At 37.7% G+C, this 26,849-nt stretch carries 24 protein-coding genes; 8 read left to right on the forward strand and 16 right to left on the reverse strand.

Features of this window, described 5'->3' with window-relative positions:
• The first annotated feature begins 9 nt into the window (after window positions 1-9).
• The 8 genes from FG27_RS08105 (at window position 10) to FG27_RS19525 (ending at window position 7,264) form a co-directional block, all read left to right on the forward strand.
• Window positions 10-2,097, forward strand: coding sequence for a glycoside hydrolase domain-containing protein (locus FG27_RS08105; protein ID WP_081912656.1), 2,088 nt, complete (start codon window positions 10-12; stop codon window positions 2,095-2,097).
• Entirely contained in the window at window positions 2,094-3,323 is a 1,230-nt protein-coding gene (locus tag FG27_RS08110) for a fibronectin type III domain-containing protein (RefSeq protein ID WP_051935788.1), read from the forward strand. Before FG27_RS08105 ends, FG27_RS08110 begins: the two co-directional genes overlap by 4 nt.
• A 344-nt stretch (window positions 3,324-3,667) precedes the next feature.
• Window positions 3,668-5,146: a Gfo/Idh/MocA family protein gene (locus FG27_RS08115; protein ID WP_037317860.1), complete on the forward strand. Its 1,479-nt coding sequence runs from the start codon at window positions 3,668-3,670 to the stop codon at window positions 5,144-5,146.
• Window positions 5,147-5,192: 46 nt separating this feature from the next.
• Window positions 5,193-6,020, forward strand: coding sequence for a DUF1080 domain-containing protein (locus FG27_RS08120; protein ID WP_037317862.1), 828 nt, complete (start codon window positions 5,193-5,195; stop codon window positions 6,018-6,020).
• Between the two features lie 100 nt (window positions 6,021-6,120).
• On the forward strand, window positions 6,121-6,351 hold the full coding sequence (locus tag FG27_RS19385; protein WP_231563298.1) for a hypothetical protein: 231 nt from the start codon (window positions 6,121-6,123) through the stop codon (window positions 6,349-6,351).
• Window positions 6,287-6,667 carry a transposase gene (locus FG27_RS19515; RefSeq protein ID WP_255351525.1) on the forward strand — a complete coding sequence of 127 codons (381 nt, stop codon included), beginning with the start codon at window positions 6,287-6,289 and terminating at the stop codon, window positions 6,665-6,667. Before FG27_RS19385 ends, FG27_RS19515 begins: the two co-directional genes overlap by 65 nt.
• Window positions 6,606-6,974 carry a transposase gene (locus tag FG27_RS19520; RefSeq protein WP_255351526.1) on the forward strand — a complete coding sequence of 123 codons (369 nt, stop codon included), beginning with the start codon at window positions 6,606-6,608 and terminating at the stop codon, window positions 6,972-6,974. The genes FG27_RS19515 and FG27_RS19520 overlap by 62 nt, the downstream gene beginning before the upstream one ends.
• A complete protein-coding gene (locus FG27_RS19525; protein WP_255351556.1) occupies window positions 6,935-7,264 on the forward strand; it encodes a transposase in 330 nt (109 codons plus the stop codon). The genes FG27_RS19520 and FG27_RS19525 overlap by 40 nt, the downstream gene beginning before the upstream one ends.
• A 66-nt stretch (window positions 7,265-7,330) precedes the next feature.
• Here the strand turns inward: FG27_RS19525 and FG27_RS08130 are convergent, their stop codons facing one another.
• The 16 genes from FG27_RS08130 to FG27_RS08190 form a co-directional block, all read right to left on the reverse strand.
• Window positions 7,331-8,149 carry an alpha/beta hydrolase gene (locus FG27_RS08130; protein ID WP_037317865.1) on the reverse strand — a complete coding sequence of 273 codons (819 nt, stop codon included), beginning with the start codon at window positions 8,147-8,149 and terminating at the stop codon, window positions 7,331-7,333.
• A gap of 132 nt (window positions 8,150-8,281) precedes the next feature.
• Entirely contained in the window at window positions 8,282-10,486 is a 2,205-nt protein-coding gene (locus tag FG27_RS08135; protein WP_051935789.1) for a GH92 family glycosyl hydrolase, read from the reverse strand.
• A gap of 20 nt (window positions 10,487-10,506) precedes the next feature.
• Window positions 10,507-11,673 carry a glycoside hydrolase family 76 protein gene (locus tag FG27_RS08140; protein WP_037317868.1) on the reverse strand — a complete coding sequence of 389 codons (1,167 nt, stop codon included), beginning with the start codon at window positions 11,671-11,673 and terminating at the stop codon, window positions 10,507-10,509.
• Between the two features lie 125 nt (window positions 11,674-11,798).
• Window positions 11,799-12,830: a LacI family DNA-binding transcriptional regulator gene (locus FG27_RS08145; RefSeq protein WP_037317871.1), complete on the reverse strand. Its 1,032-nt coding sequence runs from the start codon at window positions 12,828-12,830 to the stop codon at window positions 11,799-11,801.
• A gap of 115 nt (window positions 12,831-12,945) precedes the next feature.
• Entirely contained in the window at window positions 12,946-13,107 is a 162-nt protein-coding gene (locus FG27_RS19130) for a hypothetical protein (protein WP_156101216.1), read from the reverse strand.
• Between the two features lie 220 nt (window positions 13,108-13,327).
• The gene (locus FG27_RS19240) at window positions 13,328-13,579 is read right to left on the reverse strand and encodes a hypothetical protein (RefSeq protein ID WP_197051675.1); all 252 of its coding nucleotides are present in this window, start codon (window positions 13,577-13,579) and stop codon (window positions 13,328-13,330) included.
• A 2-nt stretch (window positions 13,580-13,581) separates the two neighbouring features.
• Window positions 13,582-14,427, reverse strand: coding sequence for a hypothetical protein (locus tag FG27_RS19245; RefSeq protein WP_197051676.1), 846 nt, complete (start codon window positions 14,425-14,427; stop codon window positions 13,582-13,584).
• A gap of 36 nt (window positions 14,428-14,463) precedes the next feature.
• Window positions 14,464-15,414 (reverse strand): hypothetical protein, encoded by a 951-nt coding sequence (locus FG27_RS19250; protein WP_197051677.1) that lies wholly within the window; start codon window positions 15,412-15,414, stop codon window positions 14,464-14,466.
• A 410-nt stretch (window positions 15,415-15,824) separates the two neighbouring features.
• Window positions 15,825-17,642: a glycoside hydrolase family 2 protein gene (locus FG27_RS08155; protein WP_051935790.1), complete on the reverse strand. Its 1,818-nt coding sequence runs from the start codon at window positions 17,640-17,642 to the stop codon at window positions 15,825-15,827.
• Between the two features lie 167 nt (window positions 17,643-17,809).
• The gene (locus FG27_RS08160; protein WP_037317875.1) at window positions 17,810-19,588 is read right to left on the reverse strand and encodes a class I mannose-6-phosphate isomerase; all 1,779 of its coding nucleotides are present in this window, start codon (window positions 19,586-19,588) and stop codon (window positions 17,810-17,812) included.
• Between the two features lie 82 nt (window positions 19,589-19,670).
• Entirely contained in the window at window positions 19,671-22,031 is a 2,361-nt protein-coding gene (locus FG27_RS08165) for a GH92 family glycosyl hydrolase (protein ID WP_037317878.1), read from the reverse strand.
• Between the two features lie 10 nt (window positions 22,032-22,041).
• Window positions 22,042-23,184, reverse strand: coding sequence for a sugar MFS transporter (locus FG27_RS08170; protein WP_037317881.1), 1,143 nt, complete (start codon window positions 23,182-23,184; stop codon window positions 22,042-22,044).
• A 7-nt stretch (window positions 23,185-23,191) separates the two neighbouring features.
• On the reverse strand, window positions 23,192-24,100 hold the full coding sequence (locus FG27_RS08175) for an ROK family protein (protein ID WP_051935791.1): 909 nt from the start codon (window positions 24,098-24,100) through the stop codon (window positions 23,192-23,194).
• On the reverse strand, window positions 24,100-24,822 hold the full coding sequence (locus FG27_RS08180) for a GntR family transcriptional regulator (protein ID WP_037317887.1): 723 nt from the start codon (window positions 24,820-24,822) through the stop codon (window positions 24,100-24,102). The genes FG27_RS08175 and FG27_RS08180 overlap by 1 nt, the downstream gene beginning before the upstream one ends.
• Before the next feature lie 132 nt (window positions 24,823-24,954).
• The gene (locus FG27_RS08185; RefSeq protein WP_037317890.1) at window positions 24,955-25,926 is read right to left on the reverse strand and encodes a N(4)-(beta-N-acetylglucosaminyl)-L-asparaginase; all 972 of its coding nucleotides are present in this window, start codon (window positions 25,924-25,926) and stop codon (window positions 24,955-24,957) included.
• 180 nt (window positions 25,927-26,106) lie between these two features.
• Window positions 26,107-26,721, reverse strand: a complete 615-nt coding sequence (locus FG27_RS08190; RefSeq protein ID WP_037317892.1) for a copper homeostasis protein CutC — start codon at window positions 26,719-26,721, stop codon at window positions 26,107-26,109.
• Window positions 26,722-26,849: the final 128 nt, after the last annotated feature.

A 26,849-nucleotide genomic window follows, 5' to 3' on the forward strand; every position in this document is an offset into this window, starting at 1 on the left:
AACCAACTTATGAGTTTCCACAAATGGATTATACCTAATTTATTATTCCTGTCCTTCTTTAGTCTCAGTCTTAGTGCACAAGAAAAATTAACGGAAAGGGTAAATGTTTTCCTCGGAACTTCGGGCGATCATGGGCAGATGTCCCCGGCGGCTTCCCATCCTTTTAGCTTGATGAGTATTGCCCCCCAAACAAAACCGCACAACCATACAGGGTATGAGTATTACGCAAAAGAATATATTGGCTTCACCCACACTAGGATAGAAGGAGTAGGTTGTACAGGTGCTGGAGGCAATATTTTAATTAGACCATTTTTAGGCAATGATCATTCTAAAATCTTGATCAAACAATCTCAAAAGGCAAGTCCAGGAAATTATTCAGTCTCTTTTGAAAATGGGATCGAGGCACAGCTAAATTCCGGTTTGAACTATGGGGTTAACAATTTCAGCTTTCCGCAAGTTGATAACGGGGTTTATATTGATCTATCCTTTGCTCTGGCGGGACGTTTTAAAGCTGAAAAGCACCGGCTAGAAGAGGGTTTTATAAAAGGATGGATCGAAACAGAAACAACTTGTAGTAGAGGTGTTTACAGGTTGTATTTTGCCCTAAAACTTCCCCCTGATTATAAATTCAAAAAGCTGTCCGATCATGAGTACCTCCTAAAAGGCAATTCTGAAGAAATTCAAGTACCCATTGCTTTTTCTTCAGTAAACAGCGAATATGCTATGCAGAGGGTAATAAATAACCAGTCATTAGACCTTAAAAAAGAATCAGAAAAAAAATGGGACAAATTGCTTAGTAGAGTCACGGTTGAGGGGGAAGAAGATCGTGTGAATTTATTTTATTCCTTACTATACCGTGGCTTACAAGCCCCTTATCAAATTTCTGAATTTGACGGCAGCTATAGAGCGATAAATGGCTCCATTCAATCCTCACAAAATACCATCTACAATGGATGGGCCATTTGGGATAATTACAGAGAGCAATTGCCAATGCTCTCCCTAATATATCCAGACGAGTACCTTGATATCGCCAAATCGATTGCAAACCTATATCGTTTTGGTAAACAGGAATGGGCTACATCCCATGAACCCTCCCCAACGGTGCGAACAGAACACGCTTTAGTAGTTCTTTTGGATGCAGTCAGAAAAGGTTATAATATTGATTTAAAATCAATTAGAGACGATCTACTGAAAGAAGCCAGGGAGCTAAAATATAACTCACCCGATAAAACTTTAGAAACATCTTATGATAAATGGGCTATGGCAGGTCTTTTAAAGGAAATGGGGGACGAAGAAATGACTGAACAATACCTCGAAGAAACAAATAATTACAAAAATTACTGGAAAAAGGATTTTGCCGACATTTCCAGGGATGATGTAGACCATATGCAGGCCCGTGGTCTTTACCAGGGGACCATATGGCAGTACCGTTGGTTTGTTCCCTTCGATCTTGCAGGATTAAAGATGCTTACCGGTGGAGAAGATGTTTTTTTAGACCAACTAGATCAGTTTTTCGCAGATTTTAATTACAATCATGCCAATCAACCCGATCTACAGGTTCCAGGGATATACAATGCTACCAAAAAACCCTGGAAGTCCCAAAAACTTTTCCGTCAAATTCTGCTAGACACAATGGTCCAGACCTATTTTAATAACAATAGTAAAGGCGTAGACCCCTATATCGGAAGAATATATAAAAATAAGCCAAGAGCATATTTAAGGACTATGGATGACGATGCAGGTACGATGTCTTCGTGGTTCGTTATGAGAAGCTTAGGACTATCAGCCGCAAATGTGGGCTCCCCAGTATATTACCTAACTGCACCCATTTTTAGGGGATATACTATTAACTATAGCGAGGATAAAAGGTTCACAGTAAAGGTTAAGAACTACAAGAAAGACTGGTTTTATATAAAATCAGCCAAACTGAACGGCAGCACCTTAAATAGGAACTGGTTAACCCAACAGGAGATATTAAATGGAGGTCATCTGGAAATAGAACTTTCAGAAACACCTAACAGAAAATGGGGTATTCATAATCAATTTGTAACCGATCTCGAACATCCTTTTAATATGCCAGAAAGAACAGAACAATGAAACATTTTACCCTCACAATTCTAATTTATTTTATCAGCTCCCATATTTCTGCCAGTAACAGTCGATATAGGCTAATTTTAACAGGAAATCCTTCATCAAGCATAACAATTGCCTGGGATCAAACCTCAGGTAATAATCCAGTTCTATATTTCGGAACAAAAGACGGCGGAAAGAAAATATCCAACTACCCACAAAAAAAAACACCTGACCGGGTGAAGGAGTATGGAGGGATGAACAATCATTTTGTTAACCTAACCAAACTTCAATCTAATACTAATTATTATTTCATAATTAAGGATAATGAGGGTATTAGCGAAAGGTTCTGGTTTAAAACAGCTCCCAGTACCAATAAAAGTATGTCTTTTATTTCTGGTGGAGATTCCCGGAATAACCGAGCTCCTCGTATTGAAGCCAATAAACTGGTTGCCAAATTAAAGCCCACAGCAGTATTTTTTGGAGGTGACATGACCAATAGTGGTTCGAACACGGAGTGGGTAGAATGGATGGATGACTGGCAGCACACTACTTCTAAGGATGGAAGGATGTTTCCTATTTTACCGGCCAGAGGGAATCACGAGAGATCCAATAATTCAGTCTATAACCTTTTTAATACCCCATCAAAAGATATTTATTATAATATAGTTTTTGGAAGAAACTTATTTTCAACCTACACTTTAAATTCTGAAATAGCAGCTGGAGGAAATCAATATACCTGGTTAAAAGACAAACTTGCGAAAGACAATTCCTCCTGGAAATATGTCCAATACCATAAACCAATGAGGCCACATCAATCTCATAAGGAAGAGGGAAATGACGAATACAATAACTGGGCGACATTATTCTATCATTATCGTGTCGACCTGGTGAGTGAATCAGATTCGCACGTAGTCAAAACCACTTTCCCTATAAAGCCATGTAAAAAAGCTGAAGCTTGTGAAGAAGGCTTTATCAGGGATGATAATAGCGGAACTATTTATGTTGGTGAAGGTTGCTGGGGGGCTCCTTTGAGAGCTAATGATGATGATAAAACCTGGACCAGGAAATCAGGTTCGTTCAATCAATTCAAATGGATCACGGTTTCAAAAAAAGAAATTAAACTTCAAACAATAATTGTAGATGAAGCCAGTGGAATTTCTGAAAATTCAAACAATGCGGAGGCAGGAAAACTTCCTTTAGGAATAAGCGTATGGGAATCCAGGGAGGAAGACATTATTGTTATTAAGTAAAACTTAAAATGCGAATATTAAAAGACGTTGAACTGGTTCGACCTAAATATTTTCACATCTATTCACAGATAAACAATGGCAAGTAAATATTTTAAATCTTTAATCCGTTAATTTATAAATTTCCTGAAAAATAGCCAGAATTTTTCAAATTAAACTACTTAAGAGCTGAGAAAACAAGATTTTTCAAAACTTGCATTTGAATAGCTAAATCGTTTTAGTATATTAGCTTTAATAATTTAGTTAACCACCTGTTTAAAAAATAAAAGGGATCAATCATGCGGAGAAGGGACGGGTAGAGTATAAAAAGAAAATTAAAAAAACGAATAACTTATAAATCAATTAAAATGAATGAAAAAAATAAGGATTTAAATAAATTTTCTAGACGAAAGTTTATAAGCCGTACTGCTACGGTAGCTGCGGGTATTTCTATCGTTCCCAGGCATGTACTTGGTGGTGTTGGTTACACGGCTCCCAGTGATAAACTTAATATTGCAGGGATTGGTGTAGGTGGAATGGGGCGAGCTAACCTAAGAGAAATAAAAGGGCAGAATATTGTAGCGCTTTGTGATGTAGACTGGAAATACGCCCAAAGGGCCTTTAATGATTATCCAAGTGCTAAAAAATTCAAGGATTACCGCAAGATGCTTGAAGATATGGGTGATGATATTGATGCAGTGGTAATTGCCACTCCCGATCATACTCATGCGGTAACAGCTGCTGAAAGCATGAAATTGGGTAAACATGTATATCTACAAAAACCCCTAACCCATTCTATTTATGAATCCCGGTACCTGACCGAACTTGCAAAGGAAACCGGTTTGGCAACCCAAATGGGTAACCAGGGACATTCCGGAGAAGGCACCAGGCTTTTCGCAGAATGGATTCGAAACGGAGAAATCGGTGATCCTATAGAAGCACACTGCTGGACTAACCGTCCAATTTGGCCACAAGGATTGGAAAGACCGGAAGAAGAACCTGCAATCCCCTCTACGCTAGATTGGGACCTTTTTATTGGTCCTGCAGAATACCGACCATACCACCCGGCATATACTCCCTGGAATTGGAGAGCCTGGTGGGATTTTGGGACTGGTGCATTAGGGGATATGGGATGCCATATTATGGATCCGGTATATTTTGCTCTTGATTTGGATCATCCTACAGCTTTTCAAGGTAGCTCTTCCCAGGTAAATACGGAAAGCGCTCCAATAGCAGAAAAAGTAATTTATTACTTTCCAGAACAAGCTAAACTGAATAAAATAAAAAGGCCAGAACTAAAACTAACTTGGTATGACGGTGGATTAATGCCAGAAAGGCCTGAAGGTATTAAACCTGGAAAAGTTCTTGGGGATAATGACGGAGGAGCTATGGTCGTTGGAACCAAAGGAACAATTATTTGCGGAACTTATGGACGAAATCCTTACATCGTTGGAAGAGAAGATAATCCACCACAAACTAAAAAGATAATTCCACGGGTTGAAACCAGCCATGAGATGGACTGGATTAGAGCCTGTAAAGAGTCTAAAACCAACCGGGTTGAGGCAAGTTCGCACTTCGGATATTCAGGGCCATTTAACGAGGTGGTAGTCATGGGGAATTTAGCTGTTCGTTTACAGGACCTAAACAAAAAATTAAATTGGGATGGGAAGAATATGAAAATAACCAATATCGGAGATAGTGAAGAAATCAAAGTTGTAACTACCGATAAATTCACTGTTGTAGATGGAGATCCGAAATTTAATACCCAATATGCTACTATCAATGCGAGGGAAGCCGCTGAACAGTACATTAAACACAATTACCGAAAGGGTTGGGAATTATCTTAAACAATTTAATTAAGCAATTTACTCTATAATTTAAACCATAAATACTATGAAATATCTACCAAAAATCAAAAAGAAAACTATTGCACTACCCCTCTTTCTCCTCGGTGTTATTTTCACCGGGTGTAAAGATCAGAAAGAAGCCAATAACGACAATGAAAATGCTGGGATTGAAACTAATTCAGAAGAAGTAGAAGATAAGGCGGGTTTAAATACACTTTCTGCTAAAGAGAAAGAAGAGGGCTGGCAGTTACTCTTTGACGGAGAAAGTACAGAAGGTTGGAGAGGTTATGGAAAAGAATCGTTTCCTGATGGATGGGTTATTGAAGACGGGGCCTTGAAGGTCCAGGGAAGTGGTGCCGGCGAAGCCGGTGGTGGTGGTGACATTATATACAAGGATGAATTTAAGGATTTCGAACTTTCCCTGGAGTGGAAAGTTTCGGAAGGAGGAAATAGCGGGATTTTCTACCTGGCAGAGGAGATAGAAGGCGAACCTATATATACCTCAGCCCCCGAATTCCAGATATTAGATAATGAAAGACATCCTGATGCTAGGTTAGGAAAAGATGGAAACCGTAAGTCCGCCTCTTTATATGACTTAATACCGGCTGATCCTCAGAATGCCAAACCCGTTGGAGATTGGAATGAAGTGTCTATAATTGTATACCGTGGTACGGTAATTCACACCCAGAACGGGGAAACTGTAGTGGAATACCATTTATGGACAGATGAGTGGAAAGAAATGGTTGCAAACAGCAAATTTAAGGACTGGGAGAACTTTGTGAACGCAGGTGGAGATGATAAGAAAGGTTACATAGGATTACAAGACCACGGAGATGATGTTTGGTTTAGAAACATTAAAATTAAAAAGCTTTAAATACCAGTAATAGGACTATCTCATGAACTGTGTAAATAGAAAAATAACAGGGGTCGCGACCCCTGTTATTTTTTTGTCTAATTTAAAAATTTAACACAGTATGAAAAAAGAAAATTTATTTAGCGATGAATTTTTGAAGCGTTTCAAAAGCGGTAATGGCTTTTTAAAGCGGCAGAAACGTGACATCAAGAAAATGTTCGAAGGGGAACTCGATGACCATTTTGACTATATTAAAGCCAAAAGTCTGACAATCCCAATACCCGCATTTGGTCAAAAAAAAGGTACGTACTCCTCTTGGGGAATCCCAGATACAGGTCTCCAGGAACCTTAATACTTCCTTTAATCAGATGATTGTTCCAAACCGTGGGAATATGGTTTATGGTATTGAAAATGTCATCGTATCGCTTTATGCCAAAAGAATGAGCAATAGAGATATTGAAAAACAGATCAGGGAAGCTTATAATTTTGAAGTTTCCACTTCTACTATTTCCAGGATTACCGAAAAGGTCCCTGAAGATATAGTGGCCCTGGCAGAACCGTCTATTAGAACCCGTTTATTTTATTGTTTGGATAGATGGGATCGTCTTGAACTCCAAGGTGATCAAAAAGAAAATAAACATAGCACTAGGACTCCGCGGAGATGGTAAGAAAGAAGTATTGGAACTTTGGCTGGGTAAAAATGAATCTGCAGCCTTCTGGATGAGTGTCCTTAACAATATAAAACCCAAGGGAGCAGAAGATACACTAATCACGTCCACCGATAACCTAAACGGGTTTACCGATACCATCAAGAACGTATTCTCTGAGTTCAGAACCCAAATTTGCGTGGTGCATCAAATACGAAATGCCTGCAGGTATGTGGTATGGAAGGACAAGAAAGCCTTTACAGCAGATATGAAATATATCTATAATACATCAATACACCTAACCAGCAAGATGCCAAAGCTGCACTAAATGATTTTGCAGAGCTATGGGAAGGTAAGTACTTGTATGCAGAGAAGAGCTGGCGGGACAACTGGGAAGATCTTACCGTATTATTTAAGTTCCCACTGGAAATAAGAAAGATCATTTATACCAAGAACCTTATCGAGAACCTCCAAGGGAAAATCAGAAAGTACACCAAAAATAAATTGTCTTTCCTTGTAGATGAGACAGCGATGAGATCGGTATATTTAGCTATCAGGAACTGGGGCATTATCTTAAATCAGTTCCTTACGATCTATGAAAAAAGGGTCAGACTTTAAAAAGTACAACCCCTGTTATTTTAACTTTACACACTTTACGGGATAGTGTCCTGAAAACAGAGTTTCCTATTTAGCTTTTGAAAACTCCTTATTAGCAAAATCCAACAATAGCGGAAATGCTGGATGTCTCATATCATGCCCATATCCATCCAATTCATAAATTTCAATATCCTTATGCCCGTTTATTTTCATCATGCGATGGAAATAAGCGTTTTCCTCGTACCTCCCGAGCATTTCCAGATCCCGATCCCCGGTTATTAATAAAGTAGGTGGAGCATCTCCCCTTACATAATATAAAGGTGCTAATTCATCAACAACAGGTTTTTCTCCCGGAATTCCCCGTTCATTTCTAATTGTAAAATGGGTTATGGTATGTCCGCTAAATGGAATAAGGCCAGCAATTTGATTTGCATCTAGATCGTATTCCTTTAGGTAAGCTCTATTCATTACACTCATCAAGGCAAGGTAGCCTCCAGCTGAATGTCCAGAAACAAAGATATTCTTCGGATCACCATTATATTTATCAATGTTCCTGATTATCCAGGCAATTGCACCGGCAGCATCCCTGATACTGGTTTCAGCATTTACAAGAGGTGAAAGCCTATAACCTACCCCTACCACGCAATAGCCATTTTTGGTAAGCTGCTTCGGAATTTCTTTTTCTCCTCCTGTAAGTCCGCCCCCGTGAAACCGTATTATGACGGGAGCTTTCTCCCCGGAATCAGGATAGTGAATATCTAAAAGGCACATTTCCTTTTGATAATCAGAAGACTCATCTTTTAATATTTCGTGGTAAGCAATATCCTGCTCCTCTGTATAATTTAGCTCCTGGGCATTTACCCATATAGGAATTAAAATCAATAAGCATTTGAAGCTCAAATTCATTATTTAGTAGCTTTAATTAGCTCTCTTGGTCAAAATAAGATCATTACGGAACTCTCTGAAGGAATTATCAAAGTACTTTATATTCTATAAATAAAAGACTATCTTTCTCTAAATACCACTCAATACAAGTTACTATTTGGTAATGACCTCTACCTCTCCTCCCTTTTGAAACAAATCATGAGAGATAAAGTACCCTTGCAGTTCTGTATCATTTACCATTATTTGTTTAAGAGTTCGACCTTCATTTGCTTTATTTATCGTAAATGTTTTACCATTAGGCAGGTTCCATAAAACTTTATCAAAAATAGGGACGGTCACCAAATATTCAGGATCTGCCGGGGATAAGGGATAAAGTCCCATAGCGGAAAAAACATACCAGGAAGACATTTCCCCTGCATCATCCATACCCGAAAGTGCCAGGCCATCTTCTCCTACTCCATAAAAATTTTCCAAGATATTATCAATTATTTCCTGAGATTTTTCAGGCTTATCAACGAAATAGTAAGAAAATGGAGCCTCGTGAGCAGGTTGGTTTCCATGGGAATACTGACCGATAAAACTGGCTACATTTCTTGCAATATGATCTGGGTTCCAGGGCAATGTAAATAATGAATCCAACTTTTCTTCAAAATTATCTGCCCCACCATATAGTTTCACTAACTCAGGCATATCGTGAGGTGCAAAAAAAGAAACCTGCCAGGCATTGGCCTCGCGGTACATGTATTCATAATAGGGTTGCTCGGTATCAAACGGACTAATCCAGTCGCCATTTTCCAGCCTTCCGCGCATAAAATTGGTCGAAGTATCAAAAACGTTTTTATAATTTTTAGATCGCTTTATTAAATCTTCATATTTTTCTTCATCGCCTAAGGCTTTTGCCATTTGCGCTAGAGAGTAATCATCATAGGCATATTCTAAAGTTTTAGAAACACCGGCTTTAGCCTTGGTTTCTACTTTAGGGTTTTCAACATCAGGATCCGAGATATAACCTTTTTCAATATATTCTTTGATATGAGGCCGGGGGCCATCTTCTTTATAGGCGTTATTCAGTAGAAGCTCAAAAGCCATTTCTACATCAAATTCGGTATTTCCTCTTAAATAAGTTCCTGCAATAAACGGTGCCGCGTGGTCCCCGTGGAAAAATGTAGGAATAAAGCCAGTGTTTTCGCCTTTATCAATTAGGGTTTTGATAATCTCCGTGGTAACATCGGGAGAGACTATACTAAGCAGCACCAGTTTATTTCTGTAAGTATCCCAGAATGAAGGATTGGTATAATAATTAAAATCTTTTTTCTGAATTTCTCCATTTACATCTTTATACTCCATATTTACATCACTTCTAAGTGCGGGCCATAGAAAGGACCTGTAAAACGAAGAGTAGAACATTTCATCCTGTTTCTCGTTACCACCTAACACTTCAATAGTTGAAAGTAATTTTTCCCAGGCATCTTTCGCCCTGGTTCTTATTTCTTCAAAACCGCTGTCCCCTATTTCTGTTTTCATATTCTCCTCAGCATTACTAACGCTTACAAAGGACAAACCGATTTTAAGGTTCACAGGACCTGTCCCGTCTTCGAGTATTAAAACAGAGTATCCGTCTTTTTTCCCCATTCCTTTCAAATCCAGCCCCTTGATATTGATATTGGTTTCAGCATAAAAATGAATTTTGTCGCCCCCGACTTGTTGGAACCCGGATACTGAATTTTCATTCTCCTGCCTAATTTCCCAATCCGATACGCCATGGTTGGCCTTAGCTAGATCAAAAAGTATTTTTCTATGGGTTTCATTTTCATAAGTATACTCATGGAAACCGCTTCTCAAGGTAGAGGTAAGCCTAACATTCACTCCATAATCATCAAGTTTAACTTGGTAGTATCCAGGCGAGGCTGATTCATTCTTGTGAGAAAAGGAAGATTTAAAAGGTGCTTCCGCCTTACCGGATAAAGGAAGAATAGGGATATTACATAAATTCCAATGTCCTTTATTTGTATGGGTAAATCCGAGTATTTGAGTATCTTCATATTCGTATCCTGCGCCTGTCCCATATTCAGTTATTGGGCTAAGTTGGACCATTGCATTAGGTAAAGAGGAACCTGGAAAAACTAATCCTGCCCAAACCCTCCATCCATCTGGCGGAGTATATCCGATAAATTCAGGGTCAGTTAAGGGAGCCGTCCCAATAAATGGATTGACAAGGGAGGTATACGATCTATCGATTTTATCAACTTCATCGCTCTCTTTTTCTTTCTTAGAGGAATTGCAAGAAACAATTAATAGAAATACAAACAATAAAGGAATTTTTCCTGCCAGAAAATAAAGGTGTTTTGGTGGATTCATCGTCGTTATAGTTTGAATTCCTATTCTAAAAGAGCTTTTGCTTCCATGAGCATAACCCCGCTTAATTGGGTTGATAAATCAACACGACCACTGGGTTCGTCATTCCAATTAGGGCCGGCAAGCCCTGCACTGGTTAAACCGTTATGATATAAGGTTTCTGCGTTAAAAAGAACAAATTCTTCAAATTCATTCCTTTTACCATCCGGAAGATCCGGATTAAGGGCTAGCTGAGTGAAATACCTAACTAATATGCCTTTAAAAAGTCCGCCATCACCTTGTCCTTCATTTTTTAAAACTCCACCTGTAGTTAATTCTCCAGGCGCCACAACTGAACTCGCTGATTTGATAGCATCATCTAAATACATACCCTCACCGGTCGCCTGATGTAATAAGTTGGCAGCACCAATATAAGTTCCCACATTATATGTGAAAATCCAGTCACGATTTATAATTGCCTCCCCATCGTGGTAATCGATATTATCCCACACTAAACCAGACTCTGGATCCACCAGGGTATCTTTTAGCCAGTGGTAAATTTTCTTTGCCCATTCAAGGTCTTCCTCATCCTGATCTATTTCGTAAAGATAAAGTGCAAATATAGCTGCGGGGCCGTTAGAACACGCGTTCTTACTATTGGGCGTATCTGTCTTCCAGGCAATACCTCCGCCGTGGACATCACTCCAGCCTTGTTTTGTTTCCTCCCACAACAAGTCAGCAACTTCTTTGTATTGTTGATCATTTGTAAGCTTGTAGGTCCTTAGACAGGCTATTCCCAACCATTCCATATCATCTATAAATACGTTTTCGTACTTATTTCCATTTCGTACTTCAATTCCCTCTAACAAAGACTTCATTTTTGGCAGATAAGACTCATCTCCTGTTCTCTCGTACCCATCAATCAGGACATCTAACATATGAGCATTCCACCAGTAGTTAAAATTTTCATTTCCTTCATTGTCTTGCCGGAAAGTTCCATTCGAAGTAAGATAAATATTATACGTTTGCTCCTGTAGATTTTCTGCTACCTCTCCCCAGTCAGCCACCTCATCGTCCTCTTCTTCACCGGGTTCAACAGGTTGTTCCTCTTCCTCCTCCTGAACATCATCAATGCCATCATCATCTGCAGAGCAGGAAATTAAAAATAGCATGCTGCTCAAAAAAAAGATTCCAAATTTTAAAATTCTCATTTTAACATAATTTTATACTGCAAGAAATACAGCTTTTAATAATTCTTTGAAAATAGTCAAGCTAATATACTAAATCGTTTTAGTTTAAAAAAATGTTAGTTGGATTAAGTGCTTATTTAAAAGGTCTATTTTCCTTTTTGTATCGTAGAATTACGCGGAAATAGTTTTGCGCTTAATATTATTTCTTTTGAAGGCAAGTTCTTATTAGAATTCTTAAGCATACCCAACATTAATTTCATTAATTCCGAAGCCATTTCATCTTTCGGTTGGGCAATTGCAGAAATTGTTGGAGTGTGGATTTTAAAGAATTCATGATCATCAAAAGTCAGAATTCCAAATTTATCGATAAGCTCTGGAGAATTTTCCTTAAAAACCTCGAGCCCGCTTTGCGTTAAATAATTTGTAGAGAAATAAATAGCATCCAGGTCTTCTTTAAAAATAAAATCTTTTATCAATTCCTTTCTGCGTTGATGATTCCCTCCCTCAAACTCAATCTCCAATACTTTATGAGCAAATCCATTTTCGTTAATTGCCTTAAGATATCCCTTCTTTCTGTTTGCCATTTGGGTCTGATCGGTGGCGAGTGTAATAAAACCAATTTTTTTAAAACCATTCTCAATCAAATGGAGAGCTGCTCTGTAGGAGGCTTCCTCATTATCTATTCCCACATAATTAGTTTTTAAACCTGGAAAATAACGGTCAAATAAAATTACTGGAATATTCTCAGTGATTAATTTTTCTATATCATCCCTAATTCCTGGACTTGGATTTATGATGTAACCATCTACCTGCCTATCTTTGAAAAGTTGAATAAGATCCCTGGATTTTTTATCTCTATTTTCATTACTGCAAAAAAGAACTTTATAATCTTTTTCATAAGCCAGGTCTTCTATTTTTCGCGCTATACTGGCGAAAAAATGGTTTGAAATATCCTCCACCATAAAAACTATAATTTTGGATTTCCCCGTACGTAAACTTTGAGCAAGCTGATTTGGTTTATAATTTATTTCTTTGACATAAGCTAAAACTCTTTCTATCATCTCATCAGATATCTTCTTTTCCTTAGCTTTCCCATTCAAAACAAACGAGACGGTAGTAGGTGAGATGTTTAATTTTTCCGCAATTCCTTTTACAGAATGTTTTTTAGCTTTTTTCATAAATATACCTCTATTAATAGTAAGAACCTTGGCTTGAAATTTTATTAGCCGGGTTTAATTAAAATTAAATTTTACTGCTCAACAAATAAAAAAAGAATAATTAATTAAAACACTATTAATAGGGGAATAAAACACTATAAATATGATTTTGATTAGAATTTTCAATTGAATTGAAGTAAAAAGCCTTCAGGATTACTTTTAATTCAATTTCTACATAACCCTTAAAAGATATTCCTTTCTGCCCCATGGAAACGGCAGTTTCATCGTTGATTTCCATTCGAACAAACTATTTAATTATTCAGTTTCCGCCACGAACTTCTTAGTCTGATTAATTAAAGCCCTATTCTGTATTTTTATCTTTCTAAAGATTAATTATCCCTAACTGTAGTCAATAAAAGTTCATAGGGTTTATCGTATTCTATTTTATATCCCAATGAACATATCTTTTCTTTGTAAAACACCAATGATCCATCACAACACTGACTTCTAACCCGGGTTCAATCCTCAAGCCAGACGGGTTGTGTAAAAGCCCCGTTAGCGGCTGCATCCCATACTTCAAGCCTTACCCATTTTCTATCTTGGAGCTCGGCGTCAAACCTAAACTTCTCTTTTCCAAAGGCTTTGGTATGGGTTAAATCCATTCTTTCCCTGAAAACCTCATTCCCGTCACCTGATATGATCTCTACAAAATTGAGTGGAAAAGTCCAATCGATTTCTAAAGCAATTTCTGCCTTTCCATTTCTTTTCAACTTCAAGGTTTCACCCGATCCTTTCCCACCCACTGTGAAAACAGGTAATATAATTTCTCCCGTAGAGACAAAAAATCTCCCATTTTCCATGGCATCCAGTACACTGGGCCAGCCTCCTCAAATTTTGGGAGTTCGTCTAACTGCAAATAATTAATATTCATATTGCCATATAATTCATAATCTGGCTCTATTTTAAACAAATCTGCTTCAGCTATCACGTACTTTTTATGACCCCAGTTAGCCATATCGTCCATTACATCCAAAACTCTTTTCCCCAACCTTTCCTGAGACAAATCGGCCGGCATTGCTTTCCATGCCACACCCAAAAAACGATCAGATTGAAAAAATTCCTCATCCTTATAATTATCCGGGTATCCGGTAGAGCCCTTAATTCTAGCATGGGCAGTCCAGGCCAATCCGTCCTCTTCTTCCAGCAGTCGCAACATTTCTTTTTTATTCCCAACCCGATATACTTTTCCGTATTCGGGATGTTTCTCTACAAAAGGCTCTCCTTCTGCCCTGGACATGATCCAGTAAACAGGCTTCGGAAAAAGATTCATCCAATGTCCTCCAAAATGACTGTTGGGTTCTTCCCCGGGTAGCATTAGAAAATCTCCGGTAGAAAGCCTTTTACATTCTTCAAACATTTTATGAAATTCGGGCAGTCTTCTTGGACCTGGATCCCGTGGGTTTCCTGCTAGATGAAACTCTCCCAAGTGCATTATATTTACTCCTGCATCACGCAAAGCTTCTACATGACCGGGTATTTCAGGCAAAGGTTTATGAGTAAGCACATCCATTACGTGCTCTGTATGAAAGTGACTTGCCATTGTGTAGTATCCTTCCAATGGTTTATATTCATCATCGTGGGTAAATCTTTTAACCTAACTAAGAACTTTTCCGTCTTTTTCATTACTTATCAAAATGAAGAAATTTAATCGCTGCCTGGTTCCAGGCGGTGCATTAAACCACGGAACATGCCGCCTGTCTCCCAACATCTCGTGCCTAATTCCTATTCCAAATTCGGATACTTTACCACTGTAATCTTTGCCATACCAAGTATATTTCAAATTATAGGCATTATCAAGTGGGTAAAAATATTGGTGAGGTGGCGGAAATACGGCCAAACTTCCTTGTTTAGTCTGCCCGATAACTGTCCTGTATTTTACTGCCAGGTTTTTGCCTTTTGTTTCTGAATCAACTTTGGCGTTTTGTAAATAACCATCTGTATTGGCCCAAAATACTTCCTCCCAGTGGTCGGCTGACCCAGATAAACCGGCATCATAAATAATAGCGCGCGAATCTCTTTCAGTAGCGATTACCACGGCAATATTTAATAATGGGCTTCCATTAAACAAAGTGATTTCAAGAGATCCATTAAATTCTCCAGCCCTAACTTCCGATATAGAAATTTTAGTTCGGGAGCCTTCGCTTATTACACGTACCTCCCGTTTCTCTAAATTTACAAGATGAGTTTCATAAGGTTTATAGGCTGTTTGATCAAAAAATATGTTCCAGCCATTCCTTTTCTCCAAATCACGCTCCCCCACCGAGAGAAGAAAAACAGGCTCAAGATTAGATGCAATCTCTGAAATGTTTTCTTCTTTTATTAGTTCTATTTTATTAAAAAGCGGTTGATCTCTTTTCAGGTTGAAGTATACTTTCCCTGTTTCATGCTCTCCAGAAGGCCAGGTGACTTCCAAGATTTCATCCTCAATAGATATTGAAGCCTCTCCTTTCTTATCGAAGCTTTTTAGATCAATGGGAACCTGGGATATAACGGCTACTGGATATAAAGCTACAACGAAGAGTAAAAATTCAATTCTCACTCCCATTAAGGAAAATCGTTTGCGTGTTTCTTTATTGCATATCATTTTACCCTGTTATTAAAATTAGACATCTTTCAAATCATTCCCATTTAAGAATACACACTCTTTAACTTTAGTCTTCCAGGCATTCCCAGTTCCATAGTGCTGGTATCCCAAAAACATTACTTCGCAAACTGGGATTTTTTTCCTTACCGGGACTTAAATGTAAAATCAAGAAAATACGTACATACGAAATCTGAGCTGTAACCTTAGAATATGTCAAAACCTATCACTATCTTTTTCAAGCTACCCTGAGTTAAATGTTCTAGCCTCATTCCCCTGAAAGCCTTAGTTAGTTCAATCTTGGTAAGTCGTTCATCAATTTCATCACCGAAGAAATAAAATATAAATACTCGCCTTTTTCATCAATTTAGTATTTATTTGACATTTAAAGCATCAATAACTTCCTGGTTTGCTTTACTGATGCGCTTTATATTCATTTTGTCCTTTTTACGATCATAAGTCATCAAACCATTAACTTCTCCTTCAACATCAGTAGTTTGAGTATATACAGCACCTGAAAAACCGGCTCTAACGAGATCTTTAAGCGTTTCTGCATATTCAATATATTTGTCCGTAACTTCTTTGGTACTTTCAAACTGTACATAGCCCCAATTCTTATCTGTTGCCCAAAGATGACCCTCCATAGGCAGCCCGATTCCTCCATACTCGCCTAAGACGGTTACGCGGTTAGCATCGTAAAGGTACAGTTGGGGATCTGGATACTGATGTAGGTCCAGGATATCTCCAGTTTGAAAATGATTCCCTCCACTAGCAGAGTTTATTAGTCTACTTGGATCATAATTACTGGTCCACTCTGTAATTTCCTCGGTCTTAAATTGTCCCCAGGCTTCGTTAAATGGGACCCACATGACGATACTGGGATATGGTCGCAGGTAATCCATGATTTCTTGCCATTCTTCACGGAAAATTTCTTCTGATTCAGAAGACCTTACCAGTTCATTACCCTCGAAATACTTACGCATCTGCCAGTCTTTCTGTTGATCTCCGCTGGGCATATCCTGCCATACCAGAATGCCTAATTCATCACAATGGGTATACCAGCGAGCCGGTTCAACCTTAACGTGTTTTCGAATCATATTATACCCCATTTCCTTTGTCTTTACAATATCATACTTCAATGCTTCATCAGTAGGAGCTGTGTACAGACCGTCAGGCCACCAGCCTTGATCTAAAGGCCCAAAATGGAAATAATCTTCATTATTTAATTGCATTCGAACTATTCCATTTTCATCTCTCTTTTTGGATATTTTACGCATTGCGAAGTAGCTTTTTACCTCGTCAACTGTTTCTTTATCTCTTATAAGCTTAATAATTGTTCTGTATAGAAATGGGGATTCAGGCGACCAAAGCTTTGGATTACTGAGAAATATATCTGAACTTTCCCCGGCGGCAAATTTTGACCTGTTAATTTCTTTACCATCTTCTAAAACTATGACTTCTACAATATCTCCGGCTTGGAAGTCTGTAGTTTTTGCCTCCAATTTTACGGTATTGTTATCAATATCAGGAGTGAAATTGATTTTTTTAAAACTTTTGCGATTAACTGGCTCTAACCATACTGTTTGCCATATACCAGTTACTGGAGTATAGTATATTCCCTCTGGTTCCCTAACTTGCTTTCCCCTGGGTTGAGGGCCTTCATTTGTAGGGTCCCAAACTCTTATGCTTATTTCCTGCTCTCCATCTTTTAGAAATGGGGTAATGTCAAATGAAAATGGTGTATATCCCCCAGTGTGACTTCCAATTTTCACATTATTGATCCAAATTTCAGTCTTCCAATCAACGGCCCCGAAATTTAATTTTATATTCTTGCCATTCCATTCCTGGGGAATTGTAAAATTCCGATCATACCATAAAACCTGGGAGGGCTCCACCCTTTTCATCACTCCGGATAAACTGGATTCTATGGGAAACGGCACCAATATTTCTCCATCAGGAACTGATGGTTTATCTGTGTTTCTATCAGCTATACTATACTCCCATAGGCCATTTAAATTTTTCCAATCCTCCCGTTCCATTACTGGACGCGGATATTCCGGTAATACGTTATCCGGATTAACCTCGTTGGCCCATTCGGTTTTTAGCTTTTCGCCGGCAGGTTCCCATTGAGCAAAAATTAAATTAGAACATAATATAAATGCATACGATAAAAATAATCTGGTTAGATTCATAATTTTTTAATTTAATACTTGTAAAATTCAGATTCTTAAAACTATAAAAATAAAACTAAAACGTTTTAGTTTTATTAAAAAAATTTTAGGAACAAAAGAAGAAACCGTGGGGTTACCCACGGTTTTTGATTCTTCACTATATTTTAAGCAAAGTCAAAAAAATTAACTTAAGCCAGTGTATTTTTCACAAATGCCCTAAGCACCGTAACTGGCTTTTCCGACAAATTTTTTATTGTATATTCTTCGGTTGCGGCCGGTAATACAAAAGTTTCTGCATAGTGAAAGACTGATGTGTTACCCTTAGTTATTAACTCAATTTTATCTCCCTCTACCAGGCTTAAAACGTGGGCTTGGTCCCCTGTTGTGGTTGCAACCGACGTGTTAATTTTAAACCTCTGGATAGCATACAAATGTTCCTGATGTGTAGGGAGATACTGTAATTCCCATTCTGAATTGCTTTCTATTAGCAACGGTTTTGATATCAGTTCCTCTTCCACTTTCTTCCCCGCACGCTCAAAAACGAGATTTTCCATACCTCTTTCAATATTAATTGGCCTGGGTTTCCCGTCCATATCAACCCTTAACCAATCATACATTTTAAAAGTGTATAAGTATTTTGTAGAGCTTATTTCCAGTACTAAATTATTTTTTCCTGAACTATGAATTGTTCCGGGAGGAATTAAGTACAAAGCATGTTTCTCGGCATCAAAGGATTGAACATAACTTAGTATATCCAGCTGCTTATTTTTTTGCTCACTTAATAACAAAGCTTCTTTAAACGCATCAGGAGTGACACCTTCCTGGAAACCTAAGTAAACCTGGGCATCATCTTTCTTATCCAGAATATAGTAGGTTTCCTCCTGGGTTATATTTTCTCCAAAATGATTTTTTATAAAATCTTTTTGAGGATGGCATTGAATAGATAGGTTGCCCCCATCAAATGTATCAAGGAAATTAAAACGAATAGGAAAATCATAATGAAAGGTTTGAAAATCCTTACCAAGTATTCTTTCTCCCGCAACAAACATTAGAAAATCAAAAGAATATTCTAATAGAACTCCCGAACTTTCAATAATAACCCCATTTTCCGGGACAATCAACTCGAAAGACCAGGCATAATTAACGACATCTTGTGGTAAACCTTTTATTTTATCTTTAATCCATTGCCCACCCCATGCACCGGGTTCAAACCAGGGCCTAACCCTTATTGGATTCTTTGTGATTTCAAGTATATTTTTTCTCCAAACATCTCCCTCAACCCAGGTAACTTCATTGGACCTTTGTCCATCAACCAGGTAAGAAATTTCATTCTTTATTTGGTTTTTGTGTTTATTGAGTACAACCCAGTCAATAAAATAAAATCTTTTGTACATTTTTTTTGGGTCATCTGGTTGGCTGGCTCCAAGATTTAAGATCGCACCAGCCCGAGACCTAAATTGAATTTCATTTTTACTAATGTCAAAATAGATTGTTTTCCCATCAACAGGAACCAGGCTAGCTCCCATGCCATAAAAGATTACAGGTTTTAATGGATTTGATCTCACCAAAGAATTCATCTTGTTGAAATCAAAAAAATCCTTTAATTCTAAATCTGCGATTTTTCCAAAAACAGGATCGTCTCCTCCCAAAAATGGAGCTATCATTTTTTCAATTTTTTCTTCACCTTTTTGAGCCTCCTGGACATTAATCCACTCCGCTTCTACTCCAATATCAAGAAGGGCCTCATTCAATTTTCTACGCACATCTTCAAATAAGACCCCTACATACCCATCTACTTTTAAAAAGCCAAACGTAGTTAACACTTTAGCTAGTGACCCATAACTAGCTTGTATTAAATCATCTCCAATATTATGTGTGGGGTAAATATCGTATGTTGAAGGAGTTTCATGTTTCCGTAAGGGCAATTCCAATTGAGAAGTTGCTCTTATTTTTTTAACCTGGTTCATATCTAGCTGTTATTATTGCTTTAGTTGAATATTTGTAGTTCTAGCTTTATTATAGATTGGATATGGACTTTTAAAAAAATGTTTAGACATCCTTAAATAGACTTTTATTAGGAGCATTTCCCATCTCTATTTCCAACTCCGATCCTTCTAATAACTTATCTAAACTAATTTGGAGGCTATTGTAATTATCTCCATCTAATTTTATTGACTGTATATAATAAGCATCAGATTCATTATTTGTAGTTTTTATTAAAATAGATTTACCGCCTCCAGTCTTAATCTCAACTTCATCAAAAATTGGACTTCCAAGCTGAAAAGATGGATTTGTTTCAACTAAACCTTTAACATCGAACAAACCTATTGAGGACATCACATACCAGGCTCCTAATTGTCCCTGGTCTTCATCCTGACCGTAACCATAACCGTGAACCTCTTCCACTCCATAAAACTTATTACCGATTTCTCTCGTCCATTTCTGGGTAAGCCAGGGGTGATCGGTGAAATTAAAAAGCCACGAAATGTGTAGATTAGGCTGATTACCCTGATTATACAAATAAGTTAACCCGGCAAATGCATCTATATCCTCACCTCCAAATTTGGTTTTTTCAGAAACGGTGAAAATGGAATCAAGTCTTTTTACAAATTTATCTTCACCCATTTTATTAACCAATTTTTCCGGGGTATGAGGCACATAAAATGTATACTGCCAGGCATTTCCTTCCTGAAACCCTTCCCAGGGTGCAAAAGGGTCAAAATCTTCAATGAACTTTCCTGATGCTAGTTTTGGCCGAACGAAGTCTGTAGTTTCGTCGTATAAGTTTTCCCAGTTTTTAGAGAGTTCCATCAACTCTTCGTACTCTTTATCCTTTCCTAGTGACTTTGCAAACTGGGCAACTGCATAGCTACTGTAGCTATATTCTAATGTATGGGAAACGGAAAAACCAGAGCCTTCAGGGGATGTTTCCCAACCCGGTACGTATGGCACATATCCATTTTCAATAAAACCCTTAAGATCAGTTTTACCAGCCCCTTCATTTCTATTTTTATATTTGACTTCGTTTTCATAAGCTGCCTTAAAAGCAAGTTCAACATCATAATCTCGGATTCCGGCCTGATAAGCCGATGCCATTATCAAACCCACAAAATTAGTTCCCACTCCCGATACAAATTTGGAATTTGCCAGCCCGTCAGCTAACCATCCAGAATTCTTATATACAGCTAAGTGGCTTTGTACAAAATCATTATAATAGTCTGGCCAGGCTAAAGTCCACAGTTGCGTTAAATTCCAAAATGCACCCCATACAGAATCGGTGTTATAAAAATTAAATTCAGGGGACCCATTTTCGTCCAGAGGGATTTCTCCTATGCTGCCATCATTTTCAGGGAAATTTCCATTTACATCGCTTGCAAGTCCTCTTCCTAAAAGGGCATGATATAGCCCAGTATAAAATTTCTTTTTGTTTTCGAAAGACGAATCCTTTACCTTGATCTTATTTAATTCTGCAGACCACGTGCTTCGGGCTGCAGATAACGCTTCTCTGAAATCTAAATTCTCTGCTTCTGTTTTAAAGTTTAAGCGTGCATTTTCCAAAGAGGTATAAGAAAACCCAGCTTTAATTTCAATAGATTCGTTAGCTTGTGTATCGAAATCCAGAAAAAGGCCAGCGCCTTTGCCAGTTATACTCTTCTGATCTTTAAATTTTTCTTCCCCGTTGAAGGTTCCAACTGCTTTAGGCTTTTTACTCAATTTCCCATAGAAATACATACTAACCTCCCCCTCCGGTTGATATTTTTTCACATATTCAGGATAAGTAGTGACCCAACCCTCTATAGTATTATCATCATTGAAAGTGACACTGGCATCTTTAACCTCACCGCTTTCTCCAAGTTGATTTCCTATATCCAAAATAATATGGGAACTATCCGACTCAGGAAATGTATATTTCTGAAAACCTACTCTTTTGGTTGCCGTTAGTTCAGTAACAACATCATAATCCTTTAGTTTCACTTTATAATAGCCGGGAGTTGCAACTTCATCCTTTTTATCGAATCTGGAGCGATAACCTTCATCTGGATTTTCTAACGAACCAGGAACTGTTTGCAATTCCCCAGTTGTGGCGGTGAAGAGAAAGCCTCCGATTTGAAATTCATGTAAATTGGCGAAACCTTCTATACTGTTATGCCGTGAATCATAACCTACTGCTTCCCAACCGCTTTCATTTCCGTAACTTCCATTGGTAGAGGGACCTAGTTTTGCTAAACCAAATGGAACGGCTCCCGGCGTATAAAAGAACCAACGGCTATGTGCTGTACCAATATTGGGATCAACGTAATCTAAGACTGATTCCTCTTCAGATTCAGATACGTTTTCCGGTTTTTCCGAAGGTGCTCCACAGGAACGTAAAAGACATAAAATTGCAGAACAGATAACAAATTTATTCATAATTTAAAGTTTAAAATTTTTTAAATAAATAATAAGAGAGAAAAACGTATAGAGCACAAACCAAAAGAACCACGAAACTTAAGGATATTCCTGCCGCCTTATTAACAAGACCCATAAGTGGTGGGATAACCGCTCCTCCTACAACAGCCATAATCATCAAGCCAGAAATCTCATTGGCTCGTTGTGGCAACCTATCAATAGTGAGCGAGAAAATAAGTGGAAAAAGATTTCCTGAACTAAGACCGATTGAAAATATGAGGATAAGTGCTAAGGTGGAAGTGGATGCAAAAATCAAAAGACCTATACAAAAAACCGTACTAAGGGAGGTCCAAAAGAGAAACTTTAGATTATCTACTTTCACCAGGACTAAAGCCCCAAGAAAACGACTTATCATTAACGCCAGGAAATATATACTTATTCCTAAGGATGCCCTCTCCAATCCAACATTGAATTTTTGAATCAATAAATTCTGAATACTTGTATTCATTCCAACATCAAGTCCAACAATAAGAAAAATAGCAATAACCATTGAAGTTACAAGAGGGCTTCTTAAAAGCCCAATACTTGTTTTGAAAGAGGCTTTACAAGATGGTTTGGTTTCCTCTATGGACGTTAAGGCAAGCCAACCGCCAGAAACAATTGAAATGAATCCATAGATTAAAAACACGAACTTCCAGTCTCCATAGGACGCCACCATAAAGGTCACTAACAAAGGTCCTACCAGGGAACTTAAGGCTTTTATAAATTGAGACAAGCTCATGAAGCTGGAAAATCTGCTTCTGTGTACTACGTCTTGTAAAAGGGGATTTGAGGAAACCTGAATTATTGTATTCCCTATACCCAAAAGCAGAAAACATAATAACAAGCTTGGATAACTGTAATATACAAAAGGAGTAAACATACCCATTGCAGTAATGAAAATTCCAGCTAAAAGAATTTTTCTTTTTCCCAGGTTATTTTGAAGTATTCCAACAGGTATAGAGAGTATAAAGAACCAAATAAAAACCATAGATGGAATTAGCTGAGCTAATTCAGGTGAAAGATTAAAATCCCTTTGCGCATATCCCGTAGAAACCCCTACTATATCGACAAACCCCATAACAATATACGCTAATAGGACAGGTAATATTTTATTGATTTTCGGTGACAACATAATGCAATTACATTAATTTTAAGCATGGTTTTAAATCCTCGTAATAAATATCGTCCAAGAGCAATGCACTTCCGATTATAGCAGCTTCCTCCCCGAAATTAGAAACGCAAACCTTAACCTCCGGCAACTCTAGCAGAAGCTCCTCTTCAAAGTGAGCAAAAGCCTTGGCGATATTTCCGCCTAATACTATTATACTACTTTCAAAATCTACTATATATGGTTTTAAAAATTTACCTAGTTCAGTTCCAAAACACTGAAATACCTTTTTAGCATTTCGATCCCGTGCTGATCTCTCATATAATTCTTTTACATTCATAACCTCCCTGCCAGAGAGTTCTTTGTATTTTTTTATTATACCACGAGTCGAGAAAAGATCATCGGCCAAGTGTCCCTCGTGCCATTTATCGTATAAAAACCCTCCCTGGGGTACATTTTTCCCATCCATTATTGGCTGACCATTAACTAAAAAAGAAGATCCGAATCCAGTTCCTAGTGTAATTGCTATTGAGCGTTTATGATTCGTTGCTTGACCAATAAGGGCCTCTGTAATAGAAAAAGCCGTAGCATCATTAATGAATCTAATTTCAGAAGGCTCTATGTGTAAGCTTTTGGCAAGCTCCAGTCGAATATTTACTCTATATAAAGATTCGAACTTGTCCACTTTTGATATTAAGCTTATTCCTTCAAAATAGTCAAATGGCCCTGGCATTGCTAGTCCCACACCTTTAATTGGCACCTGGGCCAACTCAATTGTTTTCGAAATAGTATAAATCCAAATCTTAAGAATTTCTTCTTTAGAAGCTTTTGTATCTACTTTAGAGTGCACCAAAGTTTTACTATTTAACTTATTGTTGGAATGTTCATACATACAACTGGTAATGTGACTACCTCCAATATCTACCCCAATGCTATACATTATCTTCTAATTTCTATTGAGTAAGTAAATCTATCATTTCTATAATAACCTATGTTGTATTCAAGAGGCCGATCCCCGGGGTCGGAAACAAATCTTTCCCTTATTAAAATAGGTTCATTAGCATCTATCTCTAGTATTTTGGCAAATTTCCCAGCCTTTCCAGCTTTTATCTTTTCTTTTGATACAGCAGGAACTGAATGATAGTCTTCTTCCAAAATTTCATAGAGTGGTCTCTGAAAATCCTCATTTCCTGTTAAACCTATCCTGGGTTGAAAATAACTTTCAAAATATACAAGAGGTTTATCGCTTCCTTTTAACCTTGATAATTTTAGAATTTTTGTAGAGATATCTACATTAAGAAAATTGGCTACTACCTCATCAACAAGAACCCACTCAACATTGAGTTTTAAATTTTTAAATGGTATTCCTTTCGAATTCATTTCTTGGGTAAAGCTGTGCCATTCGCCTAAATTAGTAGTGATGCTATTGGAAGCAACCTTTGTACCTACTCCTTTTTTTCTTACGATTAAACCTTCATTATGAAGTTTATTAGCAGCTTGTCTAACGGTGTTTCTTGAAACACCTAACCTTTTAGCAAGCTCAACTTCCTGAGGTAAGAAGGCTCCATTTTTAAATTCCGGGATCTCTATTAAAGATCTCAGAAGTCCCTCAACCTGGCGGTGTAAGGGTATAGGGCTTTTATGATCAACTTTTAATTCCAATAGCTTTGTTCCTTTGTATGGACAAGGTGCTAATTTAGATAAAAATATGGAAACAAAAAAACTCTGATCTATTCCGAATTTATACTGTTTAAGTTAATTTAAAAATGAAATTTTCAACGATTCCTAAACTAATTACAAAAAAGAATCACTTTGAATATTTTTATTTTCACCATTGCTATTCACAACATAACTAAACCCTGGATGAATGCAATAGGAACCTACTTCTCCCTGTTTATTTAAAGCCAATAATGCCACCTGAAAACCCTTGTATTCAGGATTTTTTTCCACTATTCTTTCAATAGCGATTTTACAAGCTTCCTGCGGTGTTTTTCCCTGTCGCATTAATTCTACCACTAAAAAACTGCTTACATTTTTTAAAATTTCTTCTCCCATACCCGTAGCTACAGCTCCGCCTATTTCATTATCTAAAAATAAACCAGAGCCAATAATTGGAGAATCCCCCACTCTTCCCTGCATTTTATATGCTAAACCTGAAGTAGTACATGCCCCGGCAACATCACCTGTTTTATCTATGGCCAACATCCCGATAGTGTCGTGGTTTTCAATATTGATTATTGGCATATAGTCCTTCTCTTCCAACCATTTTTTCCATTCTTTTTCTGAATTCTCAGTCAGAAGATTTTTTGGTTTAAATCCGTTTTGAATGGCAAAGTTATAGGCGCCCTCTCCTACCAACATTACGTGCGGGGTTTCTTCCATCACTTTACGAGCGACTGCTACAGGATGCTCTATATTCTTAAGGTAAGCCACACTTCCGCAATTTCCATCTGGAGCCATAATGCACGCATCTAAAGTCACTTCTCCTTCCCTGTCTGGAGCCCCACCATTCCCAACTGTAGTATTATCTAAGTTAGCTTCTTCAATCATCACTCCTTGTTGAACAGCCTCCAGGGCAGATTTACCTTCAGCAAGTAATTCTCCGGACTTTTTTCCGGCTTCATGGAAATTCCAGGTCGTAATAGAAACAGGAATTTGAGCAGGTATCATTTTCTCATCAGGAAGGCTAAAAGATAAATTACTACTAACCAGCGGTAAACCCACACCTGCTATCCCAACCTTTCTAAGAAAATTTCTTCGTTTCATAATTATAGAAAATTAAGTTTATCTGTTTAATTAAACCACAAGACTATTCAAATTAAATATAGATTGTGGGACCCTTACCGCAAAATTATCATTATCCACTTCACTTTAGCTTTGAATATTCTGTTCTATCTGTGAATTAAAATACATCATTTATTAATTAAGTTTGCCTACAATTTGTTTTCAGTGATAAGCAGAGGCTCCTAATAGGTTATGTATTTCTGAAATATTCCCGGAAGTAATTTTACCGGCCGGCATTATTGCAATAGTAGTTGTTGAGGTTTTTATCATCTCTTTTAAAACGCCAGCACCTTCAAATGCCGTTTTAGCCCCGCCGGAGGTAAGTATGGTTGATATCCCTTTAATCACTGTTAAGTCTTCGAGGGCTTTTAATAGATCAGGAGTATCATCTATAGCTTTATGTATCACTACATTTAAAGGAAACGCCAGCTTGATTAACATCGAGATTATCTCAAGGTCTAAAGTTTTATCTGCCTTTAAAACTCCAAAAACAACTCCCTCTACTCCCAGGTTTTTACAGGTAATAATTGCTCTTTTCATCTCAGTTATTTCCTTTTCAGAATACAAAAAGTCACCGGCACGGGGCCGAATCATTACCCGCACAGGAATATGTAATTCTTGTACTACCTTCAGGATTAAATCTTTTGATGGTGTTAATCCCTCAAGATGTAAATCGGCGCAAAGTTCTATACGATCTGCCCCTTTCTTTTCCGCAGCAATTGCCTGTGCCAGAGTTTCAACACAAGCTTCTTTGAGATAAAATTTATTAGGTGACATCTCAAGATTAATTTAGAAGTTTTAAACCTACATAATTATATTTTCCCGGAAATAATTCCATTACTTCGGTAAGTCCTATTAGGTTCGTTACTTAAAAATCCAATCCGCTTCCATACATAAGCCTACAA

The organism is Salegentibacter sp. Hel_I_6 (genome assembly GCF_000745315.1).
In the GTDB taxonomy this organism is placed as follows: Bacteria; Bacteroidota; Bacteroidia; order Flavobacteriales; family Flavobacteriaceae; genus Salegentibacter.